This window comes from Actinomycetaceae bacterium MB13-C1-2, assembly GCA_035621235.1.
Taxonomy (GTDB): Bacteria; Actinomycetota; Actinomycetes; order Actinomycetales; family Actinomycetaceae; genus Scrofimicrobium.
In genome coordinates, this window is record CP141731.1 from 2,446,534 (window position 1) to 2,472,378 (window position 25,845).

Genomic DNA, 25,845 nt, shown 5'->3' on the forward strand with positions numbered 1-25,845 from the left:
CCAAAGGTTTTTCGTGAAGACGACAAATCAGTGATGGCTATTCGCATATCAGACGAAACAAACCTCGAGATCACGCTTGAACGACCGCTGGAATTGTCGTTACCGGGGTTACGCCCGAAGGGCGGCGCACACACTTGTAACATCGTGCGTTTCTGGGCTGACGATCCTCGGAGTTTGCTCGAGGAAGTCAGGGAACATATCGGGTAGATTTCGCTATTCGTCAGCGCCTCGAAGAACCGATGCATGATTGCGAATCACCTCCCAGGCAGTAGTGCCCCTTAAGTGTGGTGTAGCCCGCGGTGGCTGGCTCGTCGTTCGCGACGTGAGCGCGGTCAGTGTGATCCTTCGAGAAGTCTCTTACCTCCAGTCGAAAGGCATCATCACGATGACCGCACTTCATATTGTCGACCCTGCGAGCGTGCTCGCTGAAGCCCTGACCGACGCGTCGCCGGATCTGATGCGCAGCCTGCTGCAGACCACGATCAACGCGCTGCTGTCCGCTGACGCGGACGCCATGGTCGGCGCGGAATGGGGCAAGCCCAGCCCGGACCGGATCGCGCAGCGCAACGGCTACCGGCATCGCGACCTGGACACCCGCGTCGGTATTATCGACGTCGCGATTCCAAAGCTCCGTTCGGGCACCTACTTCCCGGAATGGCTCCTCGAGCGCCGCAAACGCTCTGAGACCGCGCTGATCACCGTAATCGCGGACTGCTACCTCGCCGGCGTCTCGACCCGCCGGATGGACAAGCTCGTGAAGACCCTCGGGATCCACGGCTTGTCGAAGTCGCAGGTCTCGCGGATGGCGGCCGACCTCGACGAGCACGTCGACCAGTTCCGCCACCGTCCGCTCGGCGATGCCGGGCCATTCACGTTCGTCGCCGCCGACGCGCTGACCATGAAGGTCCGCGAAGGCGGCCGGGTGATCAACGCGGTGGTGCTGGTCGCGACCGGCGTCAACGCCGACGGGCGCCGCGAAGTCCTCGGACTTCGTGTCACAACCAGCGAGACCGCAGCGGCTTGGAACTCATTCTTCGCCGACCTCGTCGCCAGCGGCCTGAGCGGGGTCCGGCTGGTCACCAGCGACGCCCACGCCGGGCTGGTGGAAGCCATCGCCGCGAACCTGCCGGGCGCGGTCTGGCAGAGATGCCGCACCCACTACGCCGCCAACCTGATGTCCGTGACCCCGAAGAACATGTGGCCGGCCGTGAAAGCGATGCTGCACTCCGTCTACGACCAGCCCGACGCAGCTGCCGTAAACGCCCAGTTCGACCGGCTCCTGGACTACGTCAACGGCAAGCTCCCCGACGCGCACGAGCACCTCGACGCTGCTCGGACGGACATCCTCGCGTTCACCGGGTTCCCCGAAGGGCTCTGGCAGCAGATCTGGTCCAACAACCCAAACGAGAGATTGAACCGTGAGATCCGCCGCCGCACCGACAGCGTCGGGATCTTCCCCAACCGCGACGCCATCATCCGCCTCGTCGGCGCCGTCCTCGCCGAGCAGACGGACGAATGGGCAGAAGGGCGCCGCTACCTCGGCCTCGACATCCTCGCCAAGTCCCGCCTCACCCTCGTCACCGACACCGGAACCGAGGAGGTGAGCGACCCCGTCCTCGAGCTCAGCGCCTAACCGACACCAACAACTGAAGGATCACCAACAGCTACACCACGCCCCCGGGCTTGACCTCCCAGGCGCGGCAACTCCCAAAACCCCACGATATTGTGCACCCAGAGGGAGATGACTGCTGGCTGGTTACCTCATACCAGCGCGGATCTTTCGGCGATCGTGCTGAGATGACAATGAGGCCATTCAGCGACATCTCGTAGAAGTTGCCGGTCGTGAGTCGACAGTACGACGGCCGCTTGGGTAGCCCCGAGTGCCTCGGTGAGTTCGTCGACGAGCGCGATAGAGAGGTGGTTGGTGGGTTCGTCCAACAGCAGCACGTGCGGGCGTGCCGCGAGCACGAGCGCCAGATCGAGGCGTCGTTGTTGACCCATCGACAGCTCACCCACCCGTTTGCCCGCCTCGCGCGATCGCAGCAGACCAAGCCCCGACAGGCCGACCGCCTCAGATGATTGCAGGTTTCCTTGAGCGACGAGTTCGTCGATGTGCCGGGCATACACTTCGTTCGCACGCCGATCAGGCGGCAACACCGACTCCTGGCGCAGAAAGCCCAAGCGCGTGCCACGGGATGTTCGCACTGTTCCCGTGTTTGGCAACAGTTCGCCCGCCGCGATGCTTAAGAGCGTCGACTTCCCTGCCCCGTTCGGGCCAGTCACTACAAGCCTGCTGCGGTGCGAGAGTTCAAACGACACCGGCTGCGTTAACCGTTCGGCAAGGCTCACGTTGTCGACGTTCAGTAGCACTGCGCCCTTTCGTGTGGGCAGGTCTGGAAACTGGAACAGCTGCGGTGGTTCAGGCACCGTCACCGCGTGGGCTCTCAGTGCCTCCTGTCGTCGGTGCACGCTCTGCACCAGCCCGCCCGCACGCGTGGCGCGGCCATGCTTCGGTGACCCCTTCTCCGGTCGCCACCCCGACACCAGCCGATTCTGCGCAGCGCTGAGACTGTCCTGCAGTCGCGCTTGCTCCTGCTGCTGGCGCTCGTACTCCTGCTCCCACCGTTCCCGCTCGGCCAGGCGCCCTTCTCGGTACCCCGCATACCCGTTGCCGTAGATACGGGGGCGATCATCAGGTGTCGGATCGAGGTCAACAACCGTCTCCGCAATGTCAGAGAGTAGCGCGCGATCGTGGCTAACGATGACGACACCACCGTTGCGCGCGCGGAGTTGCGTGGTCAGGAATTCAAGCCCGCTGCGGTCGAGGTGATTGGTGGGCTCGTCCAGCAGTAAGAAATCATCTTCAGCCCCCAGCAGGCAGGCCAAGCGCACTCGATACCGTTGCCCTACCGAGAGATCGGCGAGCAATCGTGTCATGTCGGTTTCTGCGTCGAGTGCTTCGAGCGCGATCTGTACGCGGCGCTCGGCATCCCACGCGTTAAGTGCTTCAGCACCTTCCAATGCTGCGGCGTACTGCTCTGCGGCCTCGCTGCTCCCATCTGCGAGAGCGGCAGCGGCGGCGTCGAGTGCGGCCAGCGCTGCGAGCGGTTCAGCGATGGCCTCGGCGACGGCCTGCCCAACGGTGCGGTTGTCGGTGGAGTTCATTTCTTGTTCAGCGAGCCCAAGTGTGCCGATGCGCTGGATCGTGCCGCTGTCAGGAGGCAGCGTGCCAGCGAGCGCATGGAGAAGCGTGGTCTTTCCACGCCCGTTCTCGCCAACGATCGCCACACGAGACGAGGGAGTGACGACGAGATCGACATGGTTGAGCACCGGTGTTACGCCTCGCATGACGGAGAGGTCGGAGGCGGTGAGCTGCGCGCGATGGCGCGCCGGATGACGGTTGGTAGGGGTAAGCATTCAAATCCTTCAGAACAACGCACCACGGCAAGCCGAACAGCCAACGGGTACGCAAATGACGGCGACCCTCCATGGGGTCAGAACAAGCGGCCGCCGCAAGCTCGGAGTTACTCAACGAGCGCGGTAGGCCTGCTCAGCCATCACAAGAAGTACAAATGCATACCGTCAATTCTACCCCACACTCACACCGCACCAACGAATCGGGTGCCGATTGTGGCTTCGGAGGCTTGATCGGTCAGACTTGATCGCACTATCGGCGACGCTGTCGCGGTCCGTCGGAATCAGTTCAGGGCCGGCGCGGACACCTTTTCGCCGTCACGCCGTTCATTGAGTTCCTTTACACGAACGCGACTCAGGATCATCAGGCTAATGGGGCCAAACGCAATGAATTTCAGCGCATTCCACAGGCTGAGAAGGACAAGGAAAATCAGCCATGCTGAACCGCCACCAGCGGCCACAAATGAGCACCAAAACGCAAGGCCGAGGTATGGCAGGGCGAGGAGCACGGCCGGCACTCCCCACTTCAGCCCACGCCGACTCCGGATGCATCGGAGCGCGATGTTACTCGGCGCGTAGCGCTGCAGGAGCGAATAGATGAAGCTTGTCATCGCCAAGATTGGGTGAATCATGATGGGCCTCTCGTCACACGTCGTTCTCGGTCGAGGAAGCAGCGTGTGATCGAACGCCCAGGAGGGCCGCCCCGGAGGGCCCGCAGAGTTGAGAACCTGCTTCAGCCTCCAGGGTACGCCGACATTCCGATTAGCGAAAGGTGCGGTGTGACGTTCATACGTCCATCATCGACGCGGCCATGGGCGCACCAGCCGGGTCGATGACCTTCGGTGGACAACCCGGCTTCCTCTCCGCGTTGGGGAGAAACGGATGCGTCTGTGCTCAGGCCACAGCGGGAGCGGAAAGCGCGGCGCGTACCTGGGGGCGACCTCGGTGGCGAGCAGCTCGATCGAGCGCAGGGTGTCAGCCTGACGGCCATCTCGGCACCTCCACACTCGTCGTCCCACCAACCGGACGCATGTTCGATGAAATCCTGATCATCGTGTCGTCGGTCCACGGCCGCGACAGCCAAAGCTTGTTGGCGCGCGGCGACCTGGAACGGCTTTCCGCGTTCCCGACCGCTCACACTCGCCCCTCGACTGTGACATGCCTCGTCGACCGCGACAAGACTTCGACAGAGCCTGTATCCAGGCAGCGCCCAGCCAGGGCCGTTAAACTAGTCGCAGCCCTGTTTTGAAACGTGAGGAATCACCGGTGAAGATCGACGCGTCCGCGCCCCTGCGCTGAACCGTCTCGCGACGTGTGCAGCGCCCCTCTTCGCGCTGACCGTCGACCCGCTCAAAACCTCTGCCCTGCGGCCCCGTATCTTCCGTTCCCGGTGACGAGCATCCGTCTCCACGTCAGCGCCCGACTGACTTCGGAGGCATCCATGCCCGCATCAACCACCCATCCTTCTGTCGTGCTCGATGCTGTCACGTTCGCGTGGCCCGACGGCACACCCGCGCTCGCCAACCTGGCGGGAGCGTTCTCACATGCGCGCACCGGCCTCGTCGGCCGCAACGGCAGCGGCAAGTCCACGCTGCTGCGGCTCATCGCCGGCGAGCTTCAACCCGGGTCCGGGAACATCACCGTCAACGGTGAGGTGGCGTACCTGCCGCAGAACCTCACCCTCGACACCGATGTCCCGGTGGCCGAGCTGCTCGGCATCCACGCCCCGCTCCACGCGGTGCGCGCAATCGAAGCCGGTGACGTCGCCCCCGCGCACTTCGACGCGGTCGGCGCCGACTGGGACATCGAAGCCCGCGCGCACGCAGCACTCGCCGAGGCGGGGCTGCCGCCCGGCGCCCTCGACCGGCGCGTCGGGGAGCTGTCGGGCGGTGAGTCCGTGCTGGCGGCGCTGACCGGTATCCGTCTTCGCGGCGCCGACGTCACTCTGCTCGACGAACCGACCAACAACCTCGACCGTGAGTCGCGGGCACGGCTCTACGACGTGATCCGCGCGTGGCGGGGCGCACTCATCGTGGTGAGCCACGATGTGACGCTACTCGATGCGCTCGACGAGACCGCCGAGATCTACGCCGGTGAGCTGTCGGTGTTCGGCGGCCCCTACTCGCAGTGGCGGGCGTGGCTCGAGGCCGAGCAGGCGGCGGCACGACAGGCAGAGACGGCCGCGGCGAGCGCTCTGCGCCGCGAGAAACGCGATCGGGTGCGGGCGGAGTCCATGCTCTCGACGCGCTCAGCGATCGCGAAGAAGGCGTCGGCCCAGAAGCGCGAGCCCAAGATCATCATGAACGGCAAGAAGCGTGCCGCGCAGGTGTCGGCGGGAAGGCTTCGCATCGAGGCATCCGCGAAGGTCGATGAGGCACGCACCGCGCTCGACGCAGCCGAGCGGCGGGTGCGCGACGACGACCGCGTGCGCATCGACCTGCCCGACCCCGACGTGCCCGCGGGGAGGCGCATCGCGATGCTCGGTGACGGCGAGCACGAGTTCGTCGTGCAGGGACCGGAACGCATCGCCCTCGTGGGACCGAACGGGGTCGGCAAGACGACGCTGCTCGAACGACTCATCGAACCGGATGCCGCGGCCCGTGCCCCCGGTATCCTTCCGCGCGTTCGTGCCGAGCTGTTCACCGACCGCGTCGGATACCTGCCTCAACGCTCCGATCAGCTCGATGACGCGGCATCCGTTCTCGACAACGTGCGCGCGACCGCACCCACGGTGACGTCCGCCGAGATCCGCAACCGACTCGCACGCTTCCTCGTACGCGGCGACACTGCGCTGCGACCGGTATCGGCGCTGTCAGGCGGCGAACGCTTCCGGGTCGCGCTGGCGCGACTGCTGCTCGCCGACCCGCCCCCGCAACTGCTTGTACTCGACGAACCCACAAACAACCTCGACCTCGACACGGTCGACCAGCTCGTGGACGCGTTATCGGCATACCGCGGCGCGGCGCTGCTGGTCAGCCACGACGACGCGTTCCTCGACCGGGTCGGCGTCGCGGTGCGGCTCGAATTGCGCCGTGACGGCACCCTCCACGACTGACGTACTTGCTCATCATCCGACGCACGCCGCTCACGTAGGCGACGATCGCGTTGGCGTGACCATGGCCGAGACCGTGTTCGGTCTTCAGCCACTCGACGACTTCCATATGCTTGTGCGGTCGAGTCGGTCGGCGGCCGGGTCCAGCCATTCCTGAATGGGGCGCCCGTATGTCTTCTCGATGCTCGGGGGCGTCTTCAGGGTACGTCGCGTGAACTCTGGCCACCAGGGCAGCTCGCGCGCACCTCCTGAGCGACACGTAGCCAAGGAGGCTTCCCATGCCATCGCTCACTGCCCTCGCCAAGGACGAAAGAACGGCTCGCCAGCTGCTGGCCGTGATCGGTACACCGTGCGACCTCTCGATCGGCGCGCTTCTCAGTCGAGTCGGCGCAGTTGAGGCGATCTCTCTGATCGAGCGCGACATCGCCGTCCCAGGAATAGATGCGGTCGAATCGGCCGTTTGGCGAGATCGTATGCGTTCCCGAGCGAGTACAAATTATCTTGCCGCACAGACGTTCAGCAGCGAGGACTACCGGGTATTGATCCCGAGCGATCCAGATTGGCCGGCTGGCATCACCGATCTCGGCGATCGTGCCCCGTATGCACTGTGGGCGCGTGGGCGCACGAATCTGCTCAGCAACACACTTTCACGATTCGTCACCGTCACTGGCGCGAGAGCCGCCACTGCCTATGGCACACACATCGCCGAAGACCTCTCGGGAGAGCTAGGGCGTGTCTGTTAATTGATTCTTAAGGAAGCTGGGATCGTGGAACCATGTCTCGATTCCAGCTTCTATCTGATGAGCAATGGGATCTAATCTCCGATTTGATGCCAGGCCCGACCGGGAAGAAGGGCCGCCCCTTCGCTGATGCCCGGTTGATGATCGAGGCGATTATCTATCGGTACCGGTGCGGAATCGCGTGGCGCGATCTGCCCGAAACCTTCGGGCCATGGCAAACAGTGTGGCAGTGGCACCACCGGATGGCGAAGGATGGTACTTGGGACCATGTACAGGCTCGACTACACGAGTATGCCGACCGTGCAGGGATGGTCGATTGGGATGTGTCAGTGGACTCCACGATTGCTCGCGCACACCAGCACGCGACGAACGTCACCCGCCTAAAAAAGGGCTTCGTCGAATTACAAGAATCTGCTGACCGAGCCGCCTGATCACGCGATTGGCCGCTCCAGAGGCGGCCTCTCGACGAAAACTCATCAGCTCGTCGATGGGCAGCATGGTTTACCGTTGGTGACGATCTGCACGGCCGGGCAGGATGGTGATGCGCCGTTGTTCATTCCGTTGATGGAACAGCTGCAGGTTGGTCGCCGCACCCGTCCAGTTGCGGCGTTGGGTGACAAGGCGTACTCGTCGCGTGGGAACCGAGCGTATCTGCGTCAGCGTGGCATTGAGGCGGTAATTGCTGAGCCTCGTGATCAGCAAGGGCATCGGAAACGACGGGGTTCACGGGGTGGTCGGCCGCTGAAGTTTGATGCGGATAAGTATCGAGGCAGGAACGTGATCGAGCGTGGTTACTGCCGGTTGAAGCAGTGGCGTGGGCTTGCGACCCGGTATGACAAGCTCGCGGTTGTGTACCGGGCCGCGGTAGTGCTCAACGGGGTGATCGCTTGGCTCAAACATTTAACAGACACGCCCTAGCTGAAACCCATCGCTCGTGGACGGGTAGTGCACCTGGGAGGTATGAACTCTTCCACTGTTTTGAAGCATCGCCGCGTGCTCATCGCGGCCATCGCAAGTGCCCTTGCCTTCGTGCTTCTTGCGGGCATCGGCATCTACGGCCTCATCCGCGGCCCCCACACCAGCAGCCCCGACCCGGAACCCAGCGGCCAGACTGACACAGTGGCCCCGTCGCCGCGGCATCCGGCGACGCGGACTGGGCCGAACGAGATTCGCGACACCACCCGTGCTGAGGATTTCGCGCGTGACGTGGCGGTGGCGCTGTTCACGTGGGATACGGCCAGTGGTTACCAGTACTCGGAGTATGCGCAGGTCATTGTCGATGTCGGGGACCCCACCGGCGCCGAGACCGCAGGGCTCGCCGCTGATGTGCGCACCTACCTGCCCTCCCCGGAGCAGTGGGCGCAGTTGCGCATCCATCAGACCTCCCAATGGCTGACCGTTGACGACCTCTACATACCCGCCGCGTGGGCGGACGCCGAAGCCCAAGCCGCACCCGGGCAACTCCTCCCGGGCACGACCGCGTACACGGTGACGGGCACCCGTCACCGTGAAGGCATCTGGGGTACGGAGCCAGTGGAGTCCTCGCGGCCAGTGGCGTTCACGATGTTCATCACCTGCCAGCCGACCTTCGATCACTGCCATCTGCTGCGCCTGTCTCGCATCGACGAGCCCCTGACGTAAAGGCTGGTGCCCGGAATGCGCAAAATCCTTGCCGCTCTCATCATTGCGGCCGTGTGCTTTGGCCCCACCATCGTGCTCCTCGGCATTGGGCTGGTGATGAACCCCGCAGCGCAAGCTTCCTGCCTTCCTGGCATGTCCCTCACGGTCGGACCCATCCCGGACTCGCTCGACGTGACGACAAAGAACGGTGAACGGTTCACCCTGAACCGAAGGCAGCTCACCCATGCGGCAACGATCATCACCGTCGGCGGGCAAACCGACGGGATCGACACCCGTGGGGTGACCATCGCCCTCATGGCAGCGCTCACGGAGTCCACACTCCGGCAACTGGCGAACACCGGCACCTACCCCGAATCCGGGAACTACCCGAACGACGGCAACGGCTCCGACCACGACTCGCTGGGCCTGTTTCAAATGCGCCCACAAGCCGGATGGGGCACGGTCGCGGACCTCATGGACACCACCTACCAGGCCCGCGCCTTCTATGGCGGACCGACGGGGCCAAACTATCCGTCACCGCGGGGCCTACTTGATATTCCAGGTTGGCAGCAGATGGATATGGGCGCAGCCGCCCAAGCCGTCGAAGTGTCCGCTTACCCCGACCGATACCAGAACTATCAGCCGGTCGCCGAAGCGATCCTCACCGCGCTCACACGCCCTGCGCCCGGAGCTGGTGGTGAAGCAGGGGCGGTGCCGGAGACGAGCCGGATCGTGTTTCCGCTCCCGGCAGGAACGTGGACGAAAACCAGTGCGTGGGGGTGGCGATCAGACCCCTTCACCGGAGAGCGTTCCTTCCATTCCGGTTCCGACTACGGCGCGGCCGACGGCACCCCGATCTATGCCGCCGCCGACGGGCGGGTCACGGTCGCAGAATTCACTGGCGGGTACGGCGGACTGATCGTCATCGAGCACACCGTCAGCGGGCAGACGCTGCGTACCGCGTATGCGCACATGTGGCAGCACGGCATCCACGTCACGCCGGGACAGGCCGTCACCGCAGGCACCCACATCGGCGATGTCGGATCGTCTGGCCGGTCCACGGGAGCGCACCTGCATTTCGAGGTTCGTCCCGGCAGCACCGGCAGCGACACCATCGACGCTGACGCCTGGCTGACAGAACACGGCGCAACCGAAGCCGACGGCGGCCAGACCCCTGGCCCCGGTTGCGCCGCAGGCGGAGACGCACCCGCACCCGGCGGGATGACCGGTGAACCAGACGCCATGGTAGATGATCCCACCAGTGGCGGGCAGATCACGGCCCGGATGCTGCACGTCATGAACCAAACCCGAACCGCGTTCCCGGGCACCGGCTGGGGTTGCTACTCGCCACGCCCCGGCACCCGATCCGAGCATCCGCTCGGACGGGCATGCGATGTGACGTTCGGCAACCGCATCGGCCACCCCGCTACCGGGGCCTCACTCGAGAATGGGTGGGCGGTCACCAACTGGCTCAAAACCCACGCCGAAATGCTCGGGGTGGAGTATCTGATCTGGCAGGGACGCATCTGGTCCCTCACCCAAGACGCCGAAGGGTGGCGGCCCTATAACGGTGGCGGCATGCACGACCCCGCTGATATCACTGGGGGCCATTTCGACCACCTCCACATCACCGTCAAAGAAGGAGCCTGACCATGGACGTGTTTCCCGATTTCGGTGGCGTCGGAGGTGCAGGCGACCTCACCGCAGTGATCGGTGCGCTGCTGACGTTCGTGCTCATCATCGCCGTCCTCATGCTCATCATCTGCGCCATCACGTGGGCGATCGCCACGGCGAACGGCCACCATGGCGCAGCATCGAAAGCCCGTATCGGTGCCTGGACCGCGCTGGGTGCTGCGATCCTCGCCGGGGGCGCAGTCACCTGGGTAAATTGGCTCATCAACCTCGGCTCCACCCTCTAACCACGCCCGGTTCTCGGTTCCTCGCCCGTGCCATCGTGTGTGGTGCGGGCATTCTGGCTGTTCAAGAGGATCATCGCCAACACTAGCTATCTCTGCTATGTCAGTACCTCATGATCTACTGAGATACGTATTTCAAATCAGAGGAAGCAGGAGCAGAGATGGCGCGACAAAAACGCAAAGACGGATTGCTCTTGAAGTTTGGCACTATTACATGCACACGATGCAATGGAGTGCGGCTGCTTGCGCGTGAATGCCCTGACTGCGGGGCAAAACCGAAACATCATGAGGTCCAGCACGACCTGCAACGTCGGGAACGCATAGTCGTTGAGTTTCGGGAGAAGCGACAGCCCTCAGATCGCGATATCTCTCCCGTATTAGACAGTCTTCCTTCGGAACTTGACCGAGCGATAAAGCACGTACTCCGCGCCCTGGCCGACTCCTCCCGGACTGACCGCACCGCCGACTCATTGGTGGCAGCGTTTGCGTTGCTGGACCAACTGGTGGCCAACTGGCAGAACCAATTGCCAAGGCCAGAGCGAAATCGTGGAAAAATCATAGGTAGCGCGCTTCAGAAGTTTGCTGAAGGTGCTGACCTTTTCGTCGAAGCATTAAGAGCGCCCGACATGCTCTCTGCTCAGAACCTTGAACTCCAAGGGAACACGATTTTTGAAGAAGCGGAGAGCATACTCGCGGACATCAGTCGCATAAACCAAGCTGACGAGGTTTTCTCGGAAGAATCGCCCTCAGAGGCGCTCAATAACATTGGCCGGTCTGCACGACAACTTGCAGGATATAAGTCTTCTCTAAAAGAACTCGATCAGGCGTTAAGGGCTGGGGTGGGCTGGGAGTCGGCCTCAGAAGGAATGGGGCTCCAGGAGCACACTATTCACTCAATGGCTCTGTCCTCCTTCGATTTGGATTCCTTCACTCAAATTCTGTCCGCTTCGGACGCCGCGGTCGGCACTGGGAGCAAGGGACTCATGCAGTCTGAGGAGTGGAAGCGTCGCCACGCACGTGCGGCGGCCTTTCTGGGGAGTGCCGCTGCGTCTGTTCATCAAGGGATCTTTACTAGCGGTAGCAGCGACTTCGAAGTAGCCCATCGAGCGGTCGAAGCGGTAGCGACCTTTCGCGATGGCGTATTGAAACACACGCTGGCGACTATGCTGTCAAGCTCGATAGAGGAGTATCTAACGCTGAGTCGTAAGAATGGCGGAGCGGTCATAGCGAAAGCCGCATCAGGTCATCCCGAGCTCCTCTTAGACGAGAATCTAACTCCCGCATTACGTAACGCCGGAGCCCACGCTGATATTGATTTGAGCGAGCATGGCCTCAAGATTGATGGGAATTACTTCTCGACGGACCATTTCATTGATCGATTCCTCGCCTACCTTGAAACCGTGATAGCCACGTTCGTGGGTGTGACGCTCGCCGTGGCACGCCACGGGATTGACTTTGAATACAATCAGTACCTTGCTCCGAGAGATCGCGACGCTGCGGTAGCGCTCTTGCTGGGAACATTCAGCCTCCAATGTGACTCTGTTGATGTAAATGACGAAGGCGCGATCATTCACGCCAGCGGACCAGAACCGGACTGGATGACTCTCGCTGCGGTGCTTAGCGCCGTGTTTTCTGATTCAATAACTTTAGGAACGATCTGTGTCGCCACGCCGTCGCGAGAACATGTATTCGTCACCTCCCTGGACAGGTTTAGAACCCATACGGAAGGCCTTGAATCGCTAGATGCGAAGCAATCTATTCTCAGACTTACCGCAATCACTGCGGCCAGCAGTCTCGACGGTGCCTCGCCTTGGTCGAAGGACGAGTGGGATCGAGTAGCAAGAGCAATAATTGTTAGGGAAGATTCAGAGGACCTTCGCGCCTGGGTGCGTGGTATTCGCGAGCTTCGTGGGTACGCTCGCGAAGCTCACCTTGCCGACGTTGCGAGCGCCTGTGACGACGCGTTAGCTGCTCTGCGCCAGTAGCCGTTCGTCCGGCAGTCTTGTCGCTGTGTCTGCGGTGCCCGGCACTCCAAATGAAAGTACCGGGCAAGAATCGCTATGACACTTGCATCGGTTACATCCAGGTCTTCGGCCCAAGCAATCCAGTAATCCACCTGCGGGTAGTGGGCGGCGAGTGTGCACCTGTTCTGGGAGAAGCAACGTGCTTCCACGAACTGAAGGAGCCACCGTCGTGAACACCCTGACTTTCCTCACCGAAACCACACCCATCTTGTCAACACTGTTGCCGATGCAGATCGATATCGACCCCAACAGTTCCGGACTACCGGGCATTAACCAGTTGCGCACCATCGTCGGCGCGGTCATGACCGTCGGCCTCATTCTCAGCGTGTTGGCGCTCATTGTGTCGGCGATCGTGTGGGGCTTCGGCGCAAACAGCAGCAACCCGCACCTGGCTGGGCGCGGGAAGGTCGGCGTCCTCGTCTCCTGTGGTGCGGCGATCATCTGCGGAGCTTCGGTGACGCTGGTCAATTTCTTCTGGAACGTCGGCCAGTCCGTCTAACCCCCAGCACGAGCAACTGTTTTCAGGAAGGGTGTGATGTGCGGTGGCGATCTGCGACATCCCCGTCATCTCCAACGTGTGCGACGTGGCCGGTGAAGCAGCCGCCACCCTCGTCTCTGCACCATTCGACTGGCTCGCCCAAGCCATGGGCCAAGCCGCCGGATGGCTCTTCGAGGCCGTCTGGAGCGTGTTTGACACCACAACCCTGGTGGACGTGTCTGACCCCGGCTATATCGGGGTGTACAACGTGCTCTTCGGTATGGCGGTGTTCATCATGCTGATCTTCTTCTGTCTGCAACTGATCACCGGACTCATCCGCCGCGACCCCACCGCCCTTAGCCGCGCCGCCCTCGGACTCGCGAAAGCTGTCCTCGGATCGTTTGTCGCTATCAGCATCACCGGACTGCTTTTGGAGATCACCGACCAGCTCACGATCGGGATCGTCCAAGCCACCGGCAACACGATGGAAGGCATGGGCGACCGTATCGCTCTGCTTGCCGCGGGGCTTGTCGGTATCAATATCACCGCCCCAGGGGTAGGAGCGATCATCACGATCTTCCTCGCAGGACTTGCGATTAGTGCCGCAGCGATCGTCTGGTTTAGCCTTCTCATCCGCAAAGCACTCCTATTGGTGGCGATCGTATTCGCCCCCATTGCCCTGTCCGGAGCATCCTGGGATGCCACCAAGGGATGGTTCACCAAATGGGCAGCCTTCGTCATCGCTCTGATTGCCTCGAAGCTTGTGCTGGTGGTGATCTTCCTCGTCGCCATCACCCAAGTCTCAGCCCCCATCGACCTCGACTTGGCGTCCATTGCGGACCCGATAGCGGGAATCGTGCTCATGCTGATTGCGGCGTTCGCACCCTATATGGCGTACAAGTTCATCTCGTTCGTCGGGTTCGACATGTACCACGCGATGTCGAGTGAGCAGGAAGCGAAATCGGCGATGAACCGTCCTGTGCCAACCGTCGCGAAACCGGCCGGTGACGGACCGAAGAAAATCCTTGATGACGCTGGCAGTTCCGGCGGAAAATCCGGGGGCGGATCATCGGCACCAGCAAGCACCGGTGGTGGCTCGTCTTCGGGTACGGCCGCTGGCGCTGGGAAGGGCGCTGCCGCCGGTGGCGCATCAGCTGGAAGCGCGGGTGCAGGAGCCGGAGGCGCGGGAGCCAGTGCTGGCGCAGGGGCGGCTGCGGCTGGTCCTGCCGCAGCCGCAGTGATCGGCGCGCAGGTAGTCAAGGGAGCCGCCACCGCTGGCCCCAAAGCCGGGTCCGCGGTCGGTGGACAAGCTGACGCCCACGCAGGCGCAGCACAAGACACGGCACCCCCTCCCACGCCGAACGCCCCGGCACAGACAACACCTGGCACTGCACGTTCGGCACCCTCTGCGCCGTCTGCCACGTCATCAGCATCGGCAACAGCAGCGTCGTCGGCATCACCTGCGCCGCCCGCGCAACCTACGAAGACGACACCACCACCGGCACCGCCGTCGTCCCCGAAGCCGAAGGAGTAACCCGTTATGGCACGCAAACACGAACACGACCGTCGCCGCGATGACTATGAGCTGTCGGCGGTGAAATTCTCCCGGCTCACCCGCCGTGGCATCCTGTTGGGGTTGTCGCTACCGCAACTGATTACCCTCGCCATCGGTATCCTCTCAATCGTTGCTGCCCTTTACGCCGGTGGTGGCATCCTCATCGCCTACGCCGCACCGATCTGGCTGCTTGCAGCCGTGCTCACATGGGTGCCAGCTGGGGGCCGGAAACTCATCGAGTGGGTGCCGGTCGGATTCAGATGGATATGGCGGGTCAGCATCGGGCAGCTGTTGTATCGCCGCCGTATCGTCAAACCCCGCCCAACGGGCACCCTCGCCCTCCCCGGTGACGCCGCCGCGCTGCGAGAGTATGTGGACCCAGAGACGGGGGCAGCGATGATTCACGACCCGCACCAACACACCCTCACTGCGATCATCAGCCTCTCGCATCCCGCGTTCGTGCTCCTCGACCCCGGTGAACAAGAACGCCGCGTCACCGCCTGGGGCCGCGTCCTCGCTACCACCTGCCGTTCCGGGCGGATCGCGCGTTTGCAGGTGCTCGAACGCACCCTCCCAGATTCCGGGTCGGGGCTTGCCGAATGGTGGGCCTCCCACGGCCACCAAGATAATTCTTGGACGGCGACTACGTATGCCGAACTCATCGATCGGGCAGGCCCCGCCGGAGAACGCCATGCCACCACGTTGTCGCTTGCGCTCGATATGCGAACCGCGGCCCGGCAAATAATCCGCACCGCAGGCGGCGGCCTGCGCGGGGCTGCCGCAGTGCTTCGGCAGGAAATGACCACCCTCGTTGCCGCGCTGCGCGCCGCAGACCTCACCCCCTCAGAATGGCTCACCCCTGGCGAGGTCGCCGTCATCCTGCGCAGCGCCTATGACCCGGCGATCGCCGCTACGTTGGAACGTCACGGTGACCTCGGTCGTGATCTTGCCACCGCAGGCCCGGTCGCTATCACCGAAACCTGGGACCAGCTCCGGTCGGACTCGGCGCATCATGCGGTGTTGTGGATCAGCGAGTGGCCACGCTCGCTTGTCTATCCGGGGTTCCTCGCCCCGATACTGCTCTCGACGGGGATTCAGCGCTCGTTCTCGCTGGTGTGTACACCGATCAGGTCGGATCAGGCGGCTCGGGATATTCGGAAGAAGAAGACCGAATACATCAGTGACGCGGCGCAGCGGCAGAAGATCGGGCAGATCGAAGACGCCGGACAAACTGCTGAATACCATGACGTGCTCCAACAAGAAGCCGACCTCACCTCCGGGCACGGCATCCTGCGCTACACCGGTCTCATCAACATCTCCGCCCCTACACAAGATGACCTCGAAGCGGCGGTCTCCGCGGTTGAGCAGGCCGCGATCCAAGCATCTTGTGAAACCCGTCGCCTTGTCGGCCAGCAAGCCCAAGCGTTCACAGTCGCCGCGCTTCCGCTCGCGCGCACCGTCTAACCCCATTTTTGGGCGCACCCCTGGTTGCTCCGGTGTATGCCCGGGGTGACAGGGGTGCACCTGTTTGACGCCCATCCGACACGGTTCTGTGAAAGGCGTTCAGACTCATGCCCACTTTTGATAACCCCCTCAGTGATGCTGCCGAAGCATCCGAGGCGTTGCGCGGCCTTGCCCACGCGACCCGCACGTTTGACAACCCGGCCGACACGTATGCGGTGATCGGTGACCTCCTCTCCGGGGTCCGCTCCCTCCGGCAAGTGTTCGACCAGCTCGCCACTACCCACCTCACGCACCAGGACCGTGCCTTCAACGACGCGGGCGACCACGAGATCGGTGCCGGGGACGCGTTGGCGGCCTCCGATGAACTTCATCAAGCGGGGTCACTGCTGGATGCGGCGATTGACCGGCTCGATGCCGCGTCGCAAGCTTCCGGGCGGATCGTCTGGCATCCCGCACATCCGGTGGCCGAAACGGTGCAGCGGTATGTGAGTGTGGTGTTCCTCCAAGGAGAAGAAGCCGACCGGGTGCTTGACCAGATCGATGCCGACGGGATCACCACAGGCATCCAACACCTCCAGCGGTGGGACTACGGGAACGAAACCACCGACACGGCGCTCGCTCACGGGCACGTCTACGACACTGTACCGACCGGTGCACTGGATTGGACTGCTGAACACGGCGACTATCTGCTGATCGCAAACCGTCACCTCGGTCACGTCAGCCTGCTCCGCAAAGCTCTCCTCGACACCGACGCCATCAACGAAATCGATGGTGTGGACGCCGACATTGCACCGGCACGGCCTGAACCTCCAGCCCGTCACGCTTCGAGTGCGTCCTCTGCGCGGGAGGATGCGTTCGCCCACCCCTTCCGCCCCGCGCGTATCAGTGCTGTGGTGCGTGATCGGGGGCTGGGACTGTGAACCGCCACGCTGATGAACGCCTGCACACGTCCGTGCTCGTCGGCCCAGAAGGGGAACGCCGCAAGCACCGCAAAGCACGCCGCGATGCCGCCGCCGCTCTCCACGCCGAAGAACGCAGGGCACGAGCTACCGAAGCCAAAGAGCGCGCAGAAGCTGAACGAGCGGAACGTCGCAACACCCGCTACCTCCCGGCAGCGGGTGAACCCGGTCCGGCTGCACTTTCCACACCGGGCAGGTTCCGACTCCCACGCCACCAAGACACCTCCGCTGCGTTGGCGGGTGCGTACCCGTTCCTCGCTGAAGGTGGGCTCGGCTCTGATGGCGTGTTTGTGGGTCAGGATCTCTACTCGGGAGGCAGCTTCGTGTATGACCCATGGGTGCTCTACCAGCGCGGCCTGATCACCGCACCGAATGTGGTGCTCGCAGGCATCGTCGGCTCCGGTAAATCCTCCCTCGCGAAAAGCCTCTACACCCGGTCGATTCCGTTTGGTCGCCGCGTCTACGTACCTGGGGACCCGAAGGGTGAGCATACGCCGGTCGCAGAAATGGTCGGCGGGCAAGCCATCGTCCTCGGCCACGGGCTCCGCAACCGGTTGAACCCCCTCGATGAAGGCCACCGCCCCTCAGGATTGTCGGACCACGAATGGGCCACCCAAGTCGCTTCTCGCCGTCGTGATCTCATCGGTGCTCTCGCCGCCACCGTGCTGGAACGCTCGCTGACTCCGCTGGAGCACACCGCGATCGATGTCGCCCTGACCGCCGTTGTCGCGGGTAACGATGTGCCGATCCTGCCAATGGTGGTTGACCTGATTCTCACGCCCGACCCGACAGATAACGAAGACGGGCGACTCGCCGAAGACGGTCGCATGGTCGGGCACGCCCTGCGCCGCCTCGTCGCAGGCGACCTCCAGGGCCTCTTCGATGGGCCGTCGACGGTGGCATTTGATCCGTCGCTACCGATGATCAGCCTGGACCTGTCTCGGGTGGCTGAAAACTCGACCCTGATCTCGGTGTTGATGACCTGCTCCAGTGCGTGGATGGAGTCTGCCCTCATGGACCCCAACGGTGGGCAGCGGTGGGTGATCTACGACGAAGCCTGGCGACTCATGTCCCACCCAGCACTGCTGAAACGCATGGATGCCCAGTGGCGGCTCGCCCGTCATTACGGGATCGCAAACATGCTGATCTTCCACAAACTCACCGACCTCGACAACGTCGGCGACTCAGGTTCCGCCATGCGCGCCCTCGCCAGGAGCCTGCTTGCGAACGCGGAGACACGGATCATCTACCGGCAAGAATCCGACCAACTCGGCATCACCGCCCAAACCCTCGGACTCACCGGCACAGAACAGAAGCTTCTCCCGGGGCTTGGCACTGGGCAGGGGTTGTGGCGGATCAAGGACCGCTCGTTCGTGATCCAGCATCAGCTCCACCCGGCAGAACTCGACGCCTTCGACACCACCACCCGCATGATCACCAAAAGTGAGAAGTCCATCGATGCTGACGAACCCACGGCCTCGCTGAGCCTGAACCAGGATGGTGAGGGGCTATGAGCCGTCGAGAAATTCGTGCCCAACAGCAACAGGGCCAGCCGCCGGTGTCACTTCCGCTCGTGGTCGTGACCGTGGACACAGGAGGGGCACTAACCGTCACAGTTGACGGTGCGCCTTTCGCACCTGAGGCGTTTGCGCCTGCGTGGCTGCGCAGCGACTTCGGACGCATCATGGACCGAATCACCGATCAACGCCGCACCCCGGTGCGAGTGGAGGTGCACGAATCGGACGGGACCTCATTCACCGACATCATCACCCCCAGCCCAAGCCGCCGCAGCCGCCCTGAACCAGAGCCTGCGAACACAGAGACAGTGCTTGAGACTCCGGCCGCCCCACAGCTTGTGGAAGTGACCGCGGAAGGGTTCATCCCGGGTGAAGACATTGGCGTCGCGATCATCGTCACCCACACCGGTGCCTCCCACACCGGGCGTGCCCGTGCACTCCTTGAGGCCACTCAATTCGATGCATCATCCACTGGGGAAGTCGTACTGATCGGTCGCGTCTCCGGGAACTACGAGATCGTGAGACACCCATGAACCGGCAAGCAGCGTCAATGAGTGACGGACTCGCGAACCTCGGCATAGGACTCCTCATCGCCGCGGCAGGCATCGCCGCGATCCTCCGTGGCGCGGGCACGATCGCCGCGTTCCTCACCGGCACCCTACAACCACAAGCAGGCATCACCGCAGGCCTCACAGTGCTCCTAAATCCAGCCGATCCAGCAGCCGCACTGGAGGCTGACGGGCTCAACACCATTGCATACTGGATCACCACCACGCTTCTACTGGTAGTACTCGGTGCTGGGGCGTGGTGGGTGTGGACGAAGGTGCTTCACCACTCGCAGAGTGTGCAGACGGACCCGAGACGGCTGCAAGGCATCGCCACCAGTAGCGAAGTCTCTCGCGTCGCCTCCGAAACGGCACTCGTCAAACGGGCAGGCACCCTGCGCCCGTCCCTGGATGCCCCGAAGCCGTCCGATGTCGGATATTTGCTGGGCCGCTCGCACGGGAAACGGGTGTGGGCGAGCGTGGAAGACTCGATCCTGCTCGTCGGCCCGCCCCGCTCCGGCAAGGGCCTGCACGTGGTGATCAACGCGATCTTGGATGCTCCCGGCGCAGTTGTGACCACCTCGACCCGTCCGGATAACCTCACCGCGACGCTCAGGGCACGTCAACGCATCGGTCCTGTGGCTGTGTTCGATCCTCAACATCTCGCTGAAGGTCTCCCAGCAGGGCTGCGCTGGTCACCGGTACGCGGGTGCGAGGACCCGTTGACGGCGATGATCCGCGCCACCGGCCTTGCATCTGGAACCGGTCTCTCAGCAGGTGGAGTTGAAGGTGGCGGGTTCTGGGAGGGGAAAACCCGCACCGCTCTCCAAGCCCTCCTCCATGCCGCAGCCCTCGATAACCGGCCACCGGCCGAATTGTTCCGCTGGACACTCGATCCCACCGCTGCGGCCGAAGCCGTCGCAATCCTCACCGGCTCCACCGTGGCTGCCGCCGGGTGGGCCGAATCGCTCGAAGCGATGATCGACGCCGACCCGCGCACCCGCGACTCCATCTGGCAGGGCGTCTCCCTCGCACTTTCCGCTCTTGCTGACCCACGCGTGCTCGACGCAGTCACACCGCGTTCGGGTGAGCATTTCGATCCTGAGGCGTTTCTCACTGAATCCGGCACCCTGTATTTGCTGGCAACCGGTGCCGGAGCCGGTGCGTCCTCGGCGCTGGTGGCAGCGCTCGTCGAAGATCTCATCGAGACCGCACGGCGCATGGCTGCACGCTCCGCGGGTGCGCGTCTCGACCCGCCGGTACTGCTCGCATTGGATGAGATCGGGAACCTCGCACCACTCCCATCGCTGCCGACACTCATGGCCGAAGGCGGCGGCACAGGCATCACCACGATGCCGGTGCTCCAGTCATTGGCGCAGGCACGCGATAAGTGGGGTGAGAACGCAGCAAACGCGATCTGGGATGCCGCGATCGTGAAAATCATCCTCGGCGGCGCATCCAACTCCCGCGATCTCCAAGACCTCTCCACGTTGATCGGTGAGCGCGACGAATACACCGACTCCACCACCATCGGCGATCACGGCACCCGCTCGAACCAGCGCTCCATCCGCCGCGTCCCGATCCTGCCACCCGACCGGCTCCGCACCCTGCCGTTCGGTACCGGCATCACCATGCTCCGCAGCGCCCCACCCATCGTCACTAACCTCCGATCCTGGGTCACTCGTGACGACGCGAAAACACTGCGCGCCGACCGCACCGAGATCGAAACCCTCCTCCAACAACGCCCGTAACCCTGCCCAGGCCAGGGGCGAGTTGTGCACCTGTCTGGCACGAGGCGGTGTTCAAACCGTGAAGGCCGCCGCTGAACTGTCAGGAGGACGGGACCGATGGCTATTCACACGCAGCAGTCCTTTTCAGGCTTTATCGCATCGCAACCGCAGTTGACCTACACCGAGAACGGGGATGCTCGTTTGTTCGTGAAGGTCGGTAAAGAACATTTCCGCCAGGAACAAGACGGGTCGTTCACTGAGCTGGAGCCGACGTTTCACAACCTTGTCGCGTTCAAGGCCGCTGCTGAGCAGGGGCATGCCCGGTTGTCGAAGGGAGACAGGTTTATCGCGGAGGGTTTCGTTCGCGAATACACCTATGAACGTGATGGGCAGACAATCGAGGGCGAAGAGTTCACTGCTCGCAGAATCGGTCATGACATGGCCCGTACCCGGTACGAGGTCGACCGTACACCGAGAGGGAAGACAGCCGGACGGGAAGCGGTTTCTCGCGATGCATCCGCATTCGATCTTCCAGCCCAGTCACGCGCTGGCGCTGCGTCACCTGGTATGGGGATCTGAGGCGACGAACATGAATGACTACGACCTTGGACCTGAGGAGAGCGACGTTGATGCTCTCGGGGAAGACAGATTTGATGCCCCCTCAGAGCCCCCACATCCAGTGAACTGGAATCTCCTGAGTGCTGATGATCTGGAGGCCGAGTGGCTTGAACTCAACCGGTGGGTTGACTGGCTCCGCAAAACGTATGGGCTCCCGGCAAGCGTGATCCCACCGTTCTGGCACCACCACCCTGAGCTGGTGTGGGAACTGTCCGCACTGCACCTGCACTGGCTCTGCGCCTACGACCCAGAACAAAACGGATCAGCACCACTGGGATGGCACCGTGATTTCGTGGACGCTCGACAACGCCTCCGCGACTGGGTCGCTGCCTCCGGCACACGTCTCGACCGAGACCGCCCGACACGGCAGACCACCTGGCCCGGCGAAGAACCGGCACCGCAAGTCGAAGACATTGTCATCGAGGACCGCGATGACGAGTTTACGGATTTCGTGCTGGCGGAAGTGAACGTTCGGCGTGCACAAGAAGATGAGTTTTATAGCACACTCGACCCTGAAACCGGGGAAGTGTCATGAGTGCCCCCGATCCGCGTCTCCCGGCCCGAATGCGAGATTATGAAGTGCATGCCGAGCTTCGGGAAACCCCCGACCTTCAACGCCTTGCCCAAGTCTTTATCGGAATGGCTCTCACTCGCAGCGAGCAACCCCGCACCGGTCACGAGGGATCGGACGTTGCACCTGAGGGTTGTCAGCCCGGTGAGATAGAATGAGAGATGTAAGAAGCTAGCGGTCAGGCCATCGGCTTGGCCGCGGTGCGCAGTCCTGTTTGGCCCATCGTGGCTTACTTGGCTGGCTCGGCTGAGAGTCGTCCAGGTCTTGTTTCCTTTTACGAGTCGCACCGCGCGAGCGGTACAGGCTGCTCGTGTTGGCCCCACCTATGGGGAGAGGAAACACAGCCCGTGAGCACCACACAGCAACCTGCCGCCAACGACTTCACGCATCTCGGTGCAACCACCGCCATCGCAGTCTCATACCTACGCGTCTCTACGAAAGAGCAAGCTGAACGCGGAGGTCGTGACGAAGGCTTCTCTATTCCCGCTCAACGCGAAGCGAATCTGCGCAAAGCCCGAGACCTCGGGGCGATCGTGGTCGAAGAGTTCGTCGACGCCGGTGAATCGGCCCGGAAGGCCGACCGCCCTGAACTCATGCGGATGATCGAGTACGTCAAAACCAATCACGTTGCGTATTGCATCGTGCATAAGGTTGACCGCCTGGCACGTAACCGAGCCGATGATGTCGCGATCCATGTCGCACTCAAAGACGCCGGGGTCATGCTGGTCTCGGCAACAGAGAACATTGACGAGACTCCCTCGGGCATGCTGCTCCACGGCATCATGTCCACCATCGCCGAGTTCTACTCCCGCAACCTTGCCAACGAAGTCTCTAAGGGCATGAGCCAAAAAGCGATGACGGGTGGCACCAACGGGAAAGCGCCCATTGGGTATCTCAACGTGACCACGCGCGATGAACTTGGCCGCGAGCTGCGCATCGTTGAACCTGACCCCACGCGTGCGGAGATCGTGAAGTGGGCATTCGAGGCATATGCGACGGGCAACTACTCAACTGCAATGCTCCGCGAAGCCCTCATCGACCGGGGCCTGACCACACCGCCCACGCCGAAACGACCAGCACGGCCACCCGCGTTATCGACGGTGCAGAAGATGCTCTCCAACCCGTACTACAAGGGCAGCGTGTCGTTTCGGGGTGCCACCTATGATGGCATCCACGAACCGCTCGTCGGCCCCGAAGTCTGGTACCGAGTCCAAGCGGTGCTCGGTGCGAAGCAAGTATCTGGTGAGAAAACCCAAACCCATGAGCACTACCTCAAAGGCACCGTGTTCTGCGGTGAGTGCGGTTCCCGACTCATGGTCACCAACGCCAGGAGCCGCCGTGGCGTCATCTACCCTTACTTCATCTGTGCCGGTCGTCACGCCAAACGCACCAACTGTGAACGCAAAGCAATGTATGTGCCTGATGTTGAAGCCGCGGTCGAGGACTACTACCGGCGCATCCAAATTCCTGAGCACACCATCCAGGCATTGAGTAGCCTCATCACGGCGCAATTCTCTCAACTCCACGCCACAGTGAAACAGGAACGCAACGCACACGTGCTCGAACGCGACGATCTCCAGGCAGAGCGTTCCAAACTTCTGCAAGCTCACTATGCGGGGGCGGTGCCGCTTGATCTGCTCAAGTCGGAGCAGGATCGCATCGGCAGACGGCTCGCGTTCCTCGAAGCACAGATCGAAGCCGGTGACATGGAGTACGAACTGGCAAGTGCCCACCTGGACGACTGCCTCGTACTGGGCAGAGACTGCTACAAGCTGTACATGAGCATCGATGACTCGCTGCGGCGTATCGCGAACCAGGCGTTCTTCGACAAGCTCTACCTCAGTGAGGAGGGCACCGTTATCGGTGAACCGGGGGAACCGTTCAACGCGTTCTTCGACCCTGAAGTGCAGACGATAGCGGCCCGCCACGAGGGGCGGGCCGCTGAGTCGAGGTCTCAAACCGGTAATGTCGCCGGTTTGAACAACGACCTTCTGGTGGGCCCAGAGGGACTCGAACCCCCGACATCCACGGTGTAAACGTGGCGCTCTAGCCAACTGAGCTATAGGCCCGCGCGTTGCCACGCAGAATTTTGCAACCCCTAAATGATAGATGGTTCTCGGCATCTAGCGAAACTGAAGACGTGATTTGGTGGCATAACTCGCCCCAGCTGGCCATCTGTTGGATCACCGCAGGCCAACTAGAACCTCACGAGCAAGAACCAGCCCGTCCTCGACCGCCTCGAAAAGTAGACGAAACCAACCAGACCCTACTTACGAGGACTAGCCGTCAGTCATTTCGAGTCCTTCCGATAGGGATTCAACCAGACCCTACTTACGAGGACTAGCCACCAACCGCATACCCGCCCAGTCAGCCCCAACAGCAGTCGCCGAGGTCGCCTTTAGTCCGGCAGTCTTTGCAGACTCCTCAATATCTCCCGCATGAACAGACTGAGCGCGGCCTGCCTTGGGCGAAAGAACCCAAATGATTCCGCCCGCGTCGTCGAGGTTTGCAGCGGCATCCACGAGGACATCAACCAAGTCCTCCTCTTCCGCATCATCCGCGCGCCACCACAGGACCACGCCGTCCACCATGTCTCCGTAGTCGTAATCGACCAGTTCGGCTCCGGTCAAGGTTTCAATCCGGGTGCGGAGTTCTTGGTCCACGTCGTCGTCGTAGTAAAGTTCCTGGACAACCTGACCCTGACTGAAACCGAGGTTTACACCCACCTCGACAACCACCTCTCACTAGCAACAGTCCACTAAGGTAAATGAACGGTTCTATTCTGCCCTGTCAGAGGCTCAAGACCCTCCACTACGCCCACTTAACGGCAAATCTGTTCTAGTTTGTTATCTTTTGTTGAAAAGTTACTTGTTGTCTCGCACCGCGAGCGGACGGCGCACCACCTCGGTATTAGAAGCCTGAGCCACGGGACGCAGGACCATCAGGTCAACGTTCATATGATCTGGCGTTGCCAGACTCCACCGCACTGCTTCAGCGATATCCTCCGCGCTGAGGGGCCCATCGACTCCAGCGTAGACCTGATCAGCAGCGTCACTGGATCCGAGACGGTTAAGGGAGAACTCCGGCGTCTTCACCATTCCCGGCGCGATCTCGATGATTCGAATGGGCTCGCCAACCAATTCCAGCCTCAGCGTGGCGGGAATCTGCTGCTCGGCGTGCTTCGCCGCGGTGTAACCCGCTCCGCCCGGGTAGGGACCGTGAGCCGCGGTGGAAGTGATAAATACTAGGCTCCCTCCACCGGCCTTTCGGATCGCTGGCAATAAGCGGGTTGTCAGTTGGACCGTTGCGAGGACGTTGATCTCAAACATCCTCAGCCACTTCGCCGGATCCGCGTCTTCGACCCTATCCGTCCCAAGCGCTCCCCCAGCAACGTTGACGACAGCGTCAACCCGGCCGGAGTCGGCGGCGACAGCTAGCGCATCAAGTTCCGCCTCGTTAGTGAGGTCGGCCGGAAAGAACTCGCATCCGGTCTCGTCAGCCAGCTTCTCCAAGCGGTCGACTCGTCGCGCGGTCGCCAGCACCTGCCACCCGTCCGCGATCAGCGCCCGAACAGTTGCCTCCCCTATCCCAGTTGAGGCTCCGGTAACAATGGCTCTTTTTTTCGTCATGTTCCTATTGTGC

At 62.5% G+C, this 25,845-nt stretch carries 26 protein-coding genes and 1 tRNA gene; 19 read left to right on the forward strand and 8 right to left on the reverse strand.

Annotated elements, in window-relative coordinates; genetic code table 11:
* Positions 1-385: 385 nt before the first annotated feature.
* Positions 386-1,633, forward strand: a complete 1,248-nt coding sequence (locus U6G28_10890; protein ID WRS31243.1) for an IS256 family transposase — start codon at positions 386-388, stop codon at positions 1,631-1,633.
* Positions 1,634-1,761: 128 nt separating this feature from the next.
* Here U6G28_10890 and U6G28_10895 read toward each other — a convergent pair whose 3' ends face one another.
* Entirely contained in the window at positions 1,762-3,417 is a 1,656-nt protein-coding gene (locus U6G28_10895; GenBank protein WRS29999.1) for an ABC-F family ATP-binding cassette domain-containing protein, read from the reverse strand.
* A gap of 281 nt (positions 3,418-3,698) precedes the next feature.
* Positions 3,699-4,046 carry a sulfate permease gene (locus U6G28_10900; GenBank protein WRS30000.1) on the reverse strand — a complete coding sequence of 116 codons (348 nt, stop codon included), beginning with the start codon at positions 4,044-4,046 and terminating at the stop codon, positions 3,699-3,701.
* Positions 4,047-4,855: 809 nt separating this feature from the next.
* Here U6G28_10900 and U6G28_10905 point away from each other — a divergent pair.
* Entirely contained in the window at positions 4,856-6,469 is a 1,614-nt protein-coding gene (locus tag U6G28_10905; protein WRS30001.1) for an ABC-F family ATP-binding cassette domain-containing protein, read from the forward strand.
* Here U6G28_10905 and U6G28_10910 read toward each other — a convergent pair.
* The gene (locus U6G28_10910) at positions 6,387-6,746 is read right to left on the reverse strand and encodes a DUF4287 domain-containing protein (protein WRS30002.1); all 360 of its coding nucleotides are present in this window, start codon (positions 6,744-6,746) and stop codon (positions 6,387-6,389) included. The genes U6G28_10905 and U6G28_10910 overlap by 83 nt on opposite strands.
* Here U6G28_10910 and U6G28_10915 point away from each other — a divergent pair.
* The 17 genes from U6G28_10915 to U6G28_10995 all read left to right on the forward strand — a co-directional run bounded on the left by U6G28_10915 (position 6,745) and on the right by U6G28_10995 (position 22,361).
* Positions 6,745-7,209 carry a DNA-processing protein DprA gene (locus U6G28_10915; GenBank protein WRS30003.1) on the forward strand — a complete coding sequence of 155 codons (465 nt, stop codon included), beginning with the start codon at positions 6,745-6,747 and terminating at the stop codon, positions 7,207-7,209. The two genes, U6G28_10910 and U6G28_10915, sit on opposite strands and share 2 nt — an antisense overlap.
* Before the next feature lie 32 nt (positions 7,210-7,241).
* Complete coding sequence (locus tag U6G28_10920; protein ID WRS30004.1) at positions 7,242-7,637, forward strand: transposase; 396 nt, start codon at positions 7,242-7,244, stop codon at positions 7,635-7,637.
* A gap of 7 nt (positions 7,638-7,644) precedes the next feature.
* Positions 7,645-8,124, forward strand: a complete 480-nt coding sequence (locus tag U6G28_10925) for an IS5 family transposase (protein ID WRS31244.1) — start codon at positions 7,645-7,647, stop codon at positions 8,122-8,124.
* 42 nt (positions 8,125-8,166) lie between these two features.
* Positions 8,167-8,847 (forward strand): hypothetical protein, encoded by a 681-nt coding sequence (locus U6G28_10930; protein WRS30005.1) that lies wholly within the window; start codon positions 8,167-8,169, stop codon positions 8,845-8,847.
* A 15-nt stretch (positions 8,848-8,862) separates the two neighbouring features.
* Positions 8,863-10,476 (forward strand): M23 family metallopeptidase, encoded by a 1,614-nt coding sequence (locus tag U6G28_10935; protein ID WRS30006.1) that lies wholly within the window; start codon positions 8,863-8,865, stop codon positions 10,474-10,476.
* 2 nt (positions 10,477-10,478) lie between these two features.
* Entirely contained in the window at positions 10,479-10,745 is a 267-nt protein-coding gene (locus tag U6G28_10940; GenBank protein ID WRS30007.1) for a DUF6112 family protein, read from the forward strand.
* Between the two features lie 158 nt (positions 10,746-10,903).
* Positions 10,904-12,727, forward strand: a complete 1,824-nt coding sequence (locus tag U6G28_10945) for a hypothetical protein (GenBank protein ID WRS30008.1) — start codon at positions 10,904-10,906, stop codon at positions 12,725-12,727.
* 265 nt (positions 12,728-12,992) lie between these two features.
* Positions 12,993-13,265 carry a DUF6112 family protein gene (locus U6G28_10950; GenBank protein WRS31245.1) on the forward strand — a complete coding sequence of 91 codons (273 nt, stop codon included), beginning with the start codon at positions 12,993-12,995 and terminating at the stop codon, positions 13,263-13,265.
* A gap of 43 nt (positions 13,266-13,308) precedes the next feature.
* Entirely contained in the window at positions 13,309-14,778 is a 1,470-nt protein-coding gene (locus U6G28_10955; protein ID WRS30009.1) for a conjugal transfer protein TrbL, read from the forward strand.
* 6 nt (positions 14,779-14,784) lie between these two features.
* Positions 14,785-16,263: an SCO6880 family protein gene (locus U6G28_10960; GenBank protein WRS30010.1), complete on the forward strand. Its 1,479-nt coding sequence runs from the start codon at positions 14,785-14,787 to the stop codon at positions 16,261-16,263.
* Positions 16,264-16,370: 107 nt separating this feature from the next.
* Positions 16,371-17,183 (forward strand): hypothetical protein, encoded by an 813-nt coding sequence (locus tag U6G28_10965; protein WRS30011.1) that lies wholly within the window; start codon positions 16,371-16,373, stop codon positions 17,181-17,183.
* Positions 17,180-18,736, forward strand: a complete 1,557-nt coding sequence (locus U6G28_10970) for an ATP-binding protein (GenBank protein ID WRS30012.1) — start codon at positions 17,180-17,182, stop codon at positions 18,734-18,736. The genes U6G28_10965 and U6G28_10970 overlap by 4 nt, the downstream gene beginning before the upstream one ends.
* The gene (locus U6G28_10975; protein WRS30013.1) at positions 18,733-19,272 is read left to right on the forward strand and encodes a hypothetical protein; all 540 of its coding nucleotides are present in this window, start codon (positions 18,733-18,735) and stop codon (positions 19,270-19,272) included. The genes U6G28_10970 and U6G28_10975 overlap by 4 nt, the downstream gene beginning before the upstream one ends.
* A 17-nt stretch (positions 19,273-19,289) precedes the next feature.
* On the forward strand, positions 19,290-21,035 hold the full coding sequence (locus U6G28_10980; GenBank protein ID WRS30014.1) for a TraM recognition domain-containing protein: 1,746 nt from the start codon (positions 19,290-19,292) through the stop codon (positions 21,033-21,035).
* A 96-nt stretch (positions 21,036-21,131) separates the two neighbouring features.
* Positions 21,132-21,593, forward strand: coding sequence for a single-stranded DNA-binding protein (locus U6G28_10985; protein ID WRS30015.1), 462 nt, complete (start codon positions 21,132-21,134; stop codon positions 21,591-21,593).
* 10 nt (positions 21,594-21,603) lie between these two features.
* Positions 21,604-22,167, forward strand: coding sequence for a hypothetical protein (locus U6G28_10990; protein WRS30016.1), 564 nt, complete (start codon positions 21,604-21,606; stop codon positions 22,165-22,167).
* Positions 22,164-22,361, forward strand: coding sequence for a hypothetical protein (locus tag U6G28_10995; GenBank protein WRS30017.1), 198 nt, complete (start codon positions 22,164-22,166; stop codon positions 22,359-22,361). Before U6G28_10990 ends, U6G28_10995 begins: the two co-directional genes overlap by 4 nt.
* Before the next feature lie 264 nt (positions 22,362-22,625).
* Here the strand turns inward: U6G28_10995 and U6G28_11000 are convergent, their stop codons facing one another.
* The 5 genes from U6G28_11000 to U6G28_11020 form a co-directional block, all read right to left on the reverse strand.
* Entirely contained in the window at positions 22,626-23,051 is a 426-nt protein-coding gene (locus U6G28_11000; GenBank protein WRS30018.1) for a hypothetical protein, read from the reverse strand.
* Positions 23,052-23,294: 243 nt separating this feature from the next.
* Positions 23,295-24,161, reverse strand: a complete 867-nt coding sequence (locus tag U6G28_11005; protein WRS30019.1) for a hypothetical protein — start codon at positions 24,159-24,161, stop codon at positions 23,295-23,297.
* Between the two features lie 34 nt (positions 24,162-24,195).
* Positions 24,196-24,272, reverse strand: a tRNA-Val gene (locus tag U6G28_11010).
* A gap of 258 nt (positions 24,273-24,530) precedes the next feature.
* Positions 24,531-24,929 carry a DUF3052 domain-containing protein gene (locus U6G28_11015; protein ID WRS30020.1) on the reverse strand — a complete coding sequence of 133 codons (399 nt, stop codon included), beginning with the start codon at positions 24,927-24,929 and terminating at the stop codon, positions 24,531-24,533.
* 138 nt (positions 24,930-25,067) lie between these two features.
* Entirely contained in the window at positions 25,068-25,832 is a 765-nt protein-coding gene (locus tag U6G28_11020) for an SDR family oxidoreductase (protein WRS30021.1), read from the reverse strand.
* Between the last annotated feature and the right edge of the window lie 13 nt (positions 25,833-25,845).

Coding starts and splice junctions, on each gene's coding strand:
- U6G28_10890 (WRS31243.1), top strand. CDS start 386: ATGACCGCACTTCATATTGTCGACCCTGCGAGCGTGCTCGCTGAAGCC.
- U6G28_10895 (WRS29999.1), bottom strand. CDS start 3,417: ATGCTTACCCCTACCAACCGTCATCCGGCGCGCCATCGCGCGCAGCTC.
- U6G28_10900 (WRS30000.1), bottom strand. CDS start 4,046: ATGATTCACCCAATCTTGGCGATGACAAGCTTCATCTATTCGCTCCTG.
- U6G28_10905 (WRS30001.1), top strand. CDS start 4,856: ATGCCCGCATCAACCACCCATCCTTCTGTCGTGCTCGATGCTGTCACG.
- U6G28_10915 (WRS30003.1), top strand. CDS start 6,745: ATGCCATCGCTCACTGCCCTCGCCAAGGACGAAAGAACGGCTCGCCAG.
- U6G28_10910 (WRS30002.1), bottom strand. CDS start 6,746: ATGGGAAGCCTCCTTGGCTACGTGTCGCTCAGGAGGTGCGCGCGAGCT.
- U6G28_10920 (WRS30004.1), top strand. CDS start 7,242: ATGTCTCGATTCCAGCTTCTATCTGATGAGCAATGGGATCTAATCTCC.
- U6G28_10930 (WRS30005.1), top strand. CDS start 8,167: ATGAACTCTTCCACTGTTTTGAAGCATCGCCGCGTGCTCATCGCGGCC.
- U6G28_10935 (WRS30006.1), top strand. CDS start 8,863: ATGCGCAAAATCCTTGCCGCTCTCATCATTGCGGCCGTGTGCTTTGGC.
- U6G28_10940 (WRS30007.1), top strand. CDS start 10,479: ATGGACGTGTTTCCCGATTTCGGTGGCGTCGGAGGTGCAGGCGACCTC.
- U6G28_10945 (WRS30008.1), top strand. CDS start 10,904: ATGGCGCGACAAAAACGCAAAGACGGATTGCTCTTGAAGTTTGGCACT.
- U6G28_10950 (WRS31245.1), top strand. CDS start 12,993: ATGCAGATCGATATCGACCCCAACAGTTCCGGACTACCGGGCATTAAC.
- U6G28_10960 (WRS30010.1), top strand. CDS start 14,785: ATGGCACGCAAACACGAACACGACCGTCGCCGCGATGACTATGAGCTG.
- U6G28_10965 (WRS30011.1), top strand. CDS start 16,371: ATGCCCACTTTTGATAACCCCCTCAGTGATGCTGCCGAAGCATCCGAG.
- U6G28_10975 (WRS30013.1), top strand. CDS start 18,733: ATGAGCCGTCGAGAAATTCGTGCCCAACAGCAACAGGGCCAGCCGCCG.
- U6G28_10980 (WRS30014.1), top strand. CDS start 19,290: ATGAGTGACGGACTCGCGAACCTCGGCATAGGACTCCTCATCGCCGCG.
- U6G28_10985 (WRS30015.1), top strand. CDS start 21,132: ATGGCTATTCACACGCAGCAGTCCTTTTCAGGCTTTATCGCATCGCAA.
- U6G28_10990 (WRS30016.1), top strand. CDS start 21,604: ATGAATGACTACGACCTTGGACCTGAGGAGAGCGACGTTGATGCTCTC.
- U6G28_10995 (WRS30017.1), top strand. CDS start 22,164: ATGAGTGCCCCCGATCCGCGTCTCCCGGCCCGAATGCGAGATTATGAA.
- U6G28_11020 (WRS30021.1), bottom strand. CDS start 25,832: ATGACGAAAAAAAGAGCCATTGTTACCGGAGCCTCAACTGGGATAGGG.